This window comes from Micromonospora sp. NPDC047620, from assembly GCF_043205005.1.
Taxonomy (GTDB): Bacteria; Actinomycetota; Actinomycetes; order Mycobacteriales; family Micromonosporaceae; genus Micromonospora.
Map to the genome: position 1 here is coordinate 1 of NZ_JBIDDG010000116.1, position 1,399 is coordinate 1,399.

Genomic DNA, 1,399 nt, shown 5'->3' on the forward strand with positions numbered 1-1,399 from the left:
GGCGAGGTGCGGGTCGCGATCCGTGCGGCGGGGGTGAATTTCCGGGATGTGTTGGTGGGTCTTGGGGTGTATCCGGGTGGTGGGTCGGTTGGTGTGGAGGGTGCGGGGGTGGTGGTTGAGGTTGGTGAGGGTGTGGGGCATGTGGCGGTTGGTGATCGGGTGTTGGGGTTGTGGTCGGGTGGGTTTGGTTCGTCGACGGTGGTTGATGGTCGGTTGGTGGTGGGGGTTCCGGATGGTTGGTCGATGGAGCAGGCCGCGGGTGTGCCGGTGGTGTGGTTGACGGCGTGGTTGGGGTTGGTGGAGCTTGCGGGGCTTCGGGCGGGTCAGCGTGTGTTGGTTCATGCTGCTGCGGGTGGGGTGGGTATGGCTGCGGTGCAGTTGGCGCGGTGGTTGGGTGCTGAGGTGTGGGCGACGGCGAGTGAGTCGAAGTGGGATTTGGTGGATGTGCCGCGGGAGCGGTTGGCGTCGTCGCGGTCGACGGGGTTTGTGGATGTGTTTGCGGGTGGGTTTGATGTGGTGCTCAACAGCCTGGCGGGTGAGTTTGTGGACGCGTCGGTGGGGTTGTTGCGTCCGGGTGGTGTGTTGTTGGAGATGGGTAAGACCGATGTTCGTGGTGTGGGTGATTTCCCGGGGGTTCGTTATGTTCCGTTCGACATGATCGAGGCGGGGCCGGAGCGGCTGGGTGGGATGCTTCGCCGGCTCATGGAACTCTTCGATGACGGCACGCTGACGCCGGTGCCGGTGACTGCGGTGCCGGTGCAGCGGGTTCGGGAGGTGTTGCGGGATCTGGGTGCGGGTCGCACGACTGGTAAGCGGGTGTTGACGATTCCGCGGCGTCTGGATCCGGATGGCACGGTGCTGATCACCGGTGGTACGGGTGGGCTTGGTGTGTTGGTGGCTGAGCATTTGGTGCGTCGGCATGGTGTGCGGAAACTGGTTTTGGCCAGTCGTTCTGGTGTGACTGACCGGCTTGCTGGTTTGGGCGCCGAGGTGCGTGTCGTGGCGTGTGACGTCACTGATCGGGCGGCGTTGGCGGAGTTGGTCGGGGGCATCGACCGGTTGACGGGGGTGGTGCATGCTGCTGGTGTCATCGACGACGGCATCATCGAGACTCTGACTCCGCAGCGTCTGGACGCTGTTCTGGCGCCGAAGCTCCAGGCCGCGTTGTGGTTGGACGAGTTGACCCGTGATCGTGATCTGGCCTTGTTCGTGTTGTTCTCCTCGGTTGCCGGGGTGATCGGCAATCCGGGGCAGGGTAACTATGCCGCCGCGAATGCTGGTCTGGACGCTCTCGCCGCGATCCGGCAGCGGGCCGGTCTGCCGGCCACGTCCATCGCCTGGGGACTGTGGGAACACACCACCGGCATGACCGCCCACCTACAACACCGCGACCGCGCCC

Annotated in this window: 1 protein-coding gene and 1 pseudogene; both read left to right on the forward strand. The window is 65.0% G+C overall.

Features of this window, described 5'->3' with window-relative positions; genetic code table 11:
• Positions 1-6: 6 nt before the first annotated feature.
• Positions 7-198, forward strand: a pseudogene (locus ACGF5C_RS34570) (alcohol dehydrogenase catalytic domain-containing protein); the annotation flags it as partial.
• A gap of 45 nt (positions 199-243) precedes the next feature.
• Positions 244-1,399: SDR family NAD(P)-dependent oxidoreductase (locus ACGF5C_RS34575; protein ID WP_393308600.1), on the forward strand; the 1,156-nt coding region annotated here is incomplete at its 3' end.